The organism is Candidatus Desulfolinea nitratireducens (genome assembly GCF_982879505.1).
Window position 1 is genome coordinate 1 of the sequence record NZ_CEYOSI010000264.1, and the last position, 4,323, is coordinate 4,323.

Annotated in this window: 4 protein-coding genes; all 4 read right to left on the reverse strand. The window is 48.0% G+C overall.

Going from position 1 to position 4,323, the window contains the following annotated elements; genetic code table 11:
* Window positions 1-1,024 (reverse strand): ABC transporter ATP-binding protein (locus AC3DOM_RS16110; protein WP_487920062.1); only part of this gene is annotated, 1,024 nt, incomplete at its 3' end.
* The gene (locus AC3DOM_RS16115; protein WP_487920063.1) at window positions 1,017-2,042 is read right to left on the reverse strand and encodes an ABC transporter ATP-binding protein; all 1,026 of its coding nucleotides are present in this window, start codon (window positions 2,040-2,042) and stop codon (window positions 1,017-1,019) included. The genes AC3DOM_RS16115 and AC3DOM_RS16110, both read right to left, overlap by 8 nt.
* A gap of 21 nt (window positions 2,043-2,063) precedes the next feature.
* The gene (locus tag AC3DOM_RS16120; RefSeq protein WP_487920064.1) at window positions 2,064-3,218 is read right to left on the reverse strand and encodes an ABC transporter permease; all 1,155 of its coding nucleotides are present in this window, start codon (window positions 3,216-3,218) and stop codon (window positions 2,064-2,066) included.
* Window positions 3,219-3,222: 4 nt separating this feature from the next.
* The gene (locus AC3DOM_RS16125) at window positions 3,223-4,218 is read right to left on the reverse strand and encodes an ABC transporter permease (RefSeq protein ID WP_487920065.1); all 996 of its coding nucleotides are present in this window, start codon (window positions 4,216-4,218) and stop codon (window positions 3,223-3,225) included.
* Window positions 4,219-4,323: the final 105 nt, after the last annotated feature.

The window sequence follows — 4,323 nt, forward strand, 5'->3', positions numbered from 1 at the left end:
CTGCTACCACATCTGGCATTTTCACACCTTTCAATGTCAATGTGTCCACAAAATGGCAGGCGACAAAGTGATCAGGTTCAATTTCCTGCCACTTCGGCACATCTGTCTTACAAATATCCTGTACGTAAGGGCAGCGGGTATGGAAACGGCAGCCAGAGGGGGGATTAATTGGACTTGGAATTTCGCCTTCCAGATGGACCGGAGCCATTTCCTGATCTGGGTCCATTTCCGGGATCGCTGACATCAGCGCTTCGGTATAAGGGTGCTTTGGGGCATGGAAAAGTTCTTTGGTGGGAGCCAACTCAACAAACTGACCAAGATACATAACGGCTACCCGCTTGGAGATATGCGCCACCACGCTTAGATCGTGGGCGATGAACAAATATGTAAACCCGAATTCAGACTGCAAATCCATTAATAAATTAAGAATTTCCGCCTGGATGGATACATCGAGTGCCGACACCGATTCGTCACAAACGATAAATTGTGGCTGGGAGATGAGGGCTCGGGCAATTCCGATGCGCTGTCGTTGCCCACCACTGAAGGCATGGGGGAAACGGCGCAAATACTCCACGTTGAGCTTGCAAATCGCGGCCGCGTTACGCACGCGTTCATCTATTTCCTGCCCCTTAGCCAATTGCAGCGCGACCAAAGGTTCGGCAATAATGTCGCGCACTGTCATACGTGGGTTCAGCGAAGAATAGGGATCCTGAAAGATCAATTGCATATGCTTTCGATGTGTCCGCATTTCTTCGTCTGTGAGTTGGGCTAAATCCAGCATTTGACCGTCAATACTAAAGCTGACCTGTCCATCTGTCGGCTCAATTGCTCGCAGAATAGATCGCCCCACTGTGGTTTTTCCTGAGCCGCTTTCTCCAACGAGGCCCAACGTTTCTCCTCGCTCGATGGAAAAGCTAACTCCGTCCACTGCTTTCACATATTTTGTGACTCCACCCAACAGACGGTCACTACGGATGGGAAAATGTACCTTCAAATCCTTAATTTCAAGTAAGATATCAGACATCTCTCTCCTCATGCAAGAAGCAATATACGTTGTGGGTACCGCTGATCTGAGTCAGGCTTGGCATTTCGACATCGCAGAGACCTGGCATTACTTCATCACAGCGCGTGTGGAATGGGCAGCCATTCGGTCGTGCCAAGGGGCTAGGAATATCGCCACTGATGGCTGTCAACCGCTCTCCGAGACGGTCCAGATGAGGAATCGCTTTCAATAAGGCTTGTGTATAAGGATGCTGTGGATGATTGATAATCTCTTTTGTCGTACCTCGCTCCAAAATTTTCCCCAGATACATCACCTCTATCTCATCAGCCACCTGAGCGATCACGCCCAGATTATGTGTGATGAAGATGATTGACATCCCCATATCTTCTTGTAGCTCGTTCATCAACTCCAAAATTTGCGCCTGAATGGTCACATCGAGAGATGTGGTTGGCTCATCAGCAATCAACAGAGATGGGTTCATGGATAGGGCTACCGCAATCATTGCCCGTTGGCGCATTCCGCCTGAGAGTTCAAACGGAAACTGTTTGAAACGTTGCCGGGGATTGGAGATACCTACGCGGTCCAGCATGTCGATAGCGATTTCTTGAGCCTCTTCTTTGCTAACATCGCGGTGATGCAGAACTGCCTCCATAATCTGGTTGCCGATGGTATAGACAGGGGAGAAGGAACTCATCGGTTCTTGGAAAATGAGCGCAACTTCGCCACCGCGAATTTTCCGTAGTTCACGGCTATTTGCTTTAAGTTTTGTAATTTCGACAACTTTGCCGCTTTTTCGCAGAAATTGGATCGACGATGCTTTGTCGATGATTGAGTTTTTAGGCAGGAGGCGCATAATAGACCAGGTACTTACACTCTTGCCTGATCCGCTTTCACCTACAATGCCTAATGTTTGTCCCTGTTTGACCGAAAAATTAATGCCGTCAACAGCGGTAATAATCCCTTCGTCTGTCTTAAATGAGATTTTGAGATTTTTCACTTCTAAGAGATTAGCGTCAGTAGTTTCTTTTGTTATTGCCATGAAATTATCTCCATATCACGGTCATTTGCTTATCTGGTATGGATCTGCGGCATCCCGCAGACCATCACCCAGGACGGTAAAAGAAAGTACGGCGACGACTACAAAAATAGCTGGTATGAAAAGCCAGGGAGCTTGCTCAATCGCGCGAACCGTCTGTGCATCTTGTAAAAGGACACCCCAACTGACTGTTGGAGGGCGAAGACCCAGCCCAACGAAGCTTAGTGCAGTCTCGCTCAAGAGTATATAAGGAAATGAAATGACCAGATCAACAATGATATAACTTGTAAAAGCTGGCAGTAGATGTCGACCGATAATACGGCTGGAGCTGGCCCCAGCCAGCCTAGCGGCCACAACATAATCCTCACCACGCAGGCTTAATAATTTTCCTCGGATGCGGCGGGCCAGAGTCGGCCAACCAACGACGGCCAGGATCAGGGTCATGGCGAAATAAACCTGGGTAGATGACCATTGAGCAGGAAAGGATGCCGCCAGACCCATATAAAGAGGAATCACCGGAATGACGCGCACAATTTCAGTTAAGCGTTGGATACTATAGTCAAGTCCACCTCCAAAATAGCCGGCCGCTCCACCGATGATCAAGGCTAGTACAAAAGAGATCAACACCCCGATTACCCCGATTGACAACGATGTTCGTGTAGCAAGAAGGATGCGAGAGAAGATGTCTCTCCCCAGACTGTCAGTGCCAAAGAGATGAATAGACCCTTCATCAATCCCAAATAGATGTGTCTGCATCTCTATAAAGCCCAATAATTTATAAGGCTCACCTTGAACAAAAAAGTGAATATCCCGACGAATAGACGTGTCGATTTTGACTTCCATCCTTAAGGTTTCCGGGTTACGCTCTGAAATAATGCCAGGAAGATAGGGGCGTAAGGTGCAGCCATCGTCATTGCAAAAGCGGGGCATTTGGGGGCCTATCAACACAACATCACTGATCCGGGTTGTGCCGGTATATGGCCCAAAAAATTCGGCAAAAAGCCCTACTAATACCATCGTGATCAGAATGAGCGCTCCGGCTTGGGCGAGACGATGTTTGCGAAAACGCCACCAAATTAGCTGAAATTGGGTAGCTGAATAGTAGCGCAGAGCCTCTTCTGATTCTGCTTGGCTAGCGGGTGTCTGGATTGCTTTTGGCGGTAGGTTAGTGGTTGTCATTTCTCTACCCTTCTATTAGCTTAACGCGCGGATCTAAGATCGCGAGTGCAATATCTGAAAGAAAATTCATAAAGACGATCATAAAGGTCAGAATGAGCAGGATTGCGCCAGCGACAAACATATCCAAATCAAGATAAGACTTAAGCAGCAGTTCCCCCAGCTCCGGCAGGCCCAAGACCAGGGCCACAATTGGTAGCTCGGAGAAGATGCGATTGGCATCAAAGCTCATCGTGCTGACAACGGGGTTAATTGCCAGACGGGCGGGGTACTTGATCAGCAGTTTCCACTCAGGGACGCCGCGGGCCCGGGCCGCAGTCACAGACAGGTTGTTAAGCTCATCAAGCATGGTGGCTCGGACCGTTTGCAGTTGAAAGGCCGTGGCTGACCATGCCAGAACAATTGCCGGAATGATAAGGTGACTGAGCAGGTCCAATGCTTTCTCTACACTCCAGGGGGCATCGGCATACTCTGGTGAAAAAAGACCGCCAACAGTAGAGTCAAAAAAGGTAATAGAAATATATAATAAGATCAGGGCCAGCAAAAAATTAGGCAGGGCAAAACCCAGGTAACTAAACACGGTCAACGCATAATCTTCAATCGAACTCCGCCTGACGGCGGCATACATGCCAATTGGTATTGAAACGAGATAGGTTACGATCAGCGTGGAGAAAAGGATTGTCAGGGTTAACCAGATTTTTTGTCCGATGACGATATTGACCGAGGTTTGAAAAGCAAACGCCTCACCAAAATCACCATGCAGGACAATGCCGCTGATCCATTTGAAATAGCGTTCCGGGGCTGGTCGATCGAGACCAAATTCTGCACGAATATTGTCGATGTCAGATTCGTTGAACTCGGATCCTGTCCCCGAAAATTTACGAAACGCCCATCGCTCGGCATAGTCACCAGGAGGGAGTTCCATGATAATAAATACCATAATCGACACGAAGAACATGGTGACAGCCATACCGATGGTGCGCTGAAATAAAAATTTGATCATCTCTTCTTCCTCTTTTATGGTTGATTGAAGTAAGAAGTATGGCGTCTAAGAAAAATTGCCCTTCCGCTTACTTGTTGCTCACTTCTTTTCCAGAGTTCAATAAAT

What these genes read in the sequence shown, in the direction of transcription:
- AC3DOM_RS16115 (WP_487920063.1), bottom strand. Translation starts at nt 2,042, where the DNA reads ATGGCAATAACAAAAGAAACTACTGACGCTAATCTCTTAGAAGTGAAA.
- AC3DOM_RS16125 (WP_487920065.1), bottom strand. Translation starts at nt 4,218, where the DNA reads ATGATCAAATTTTTATTTCAGCGCACCATCGGTATGGCTGTCACCATG.
- AC3DOM_RS16120 (WP_487920064.1), bottom strand. Translation starts at nt 3,218, where the DNA reads ATGACAACCACTAACCTACCGCCAAAAGCAATCCAGACACCCGCTAGC.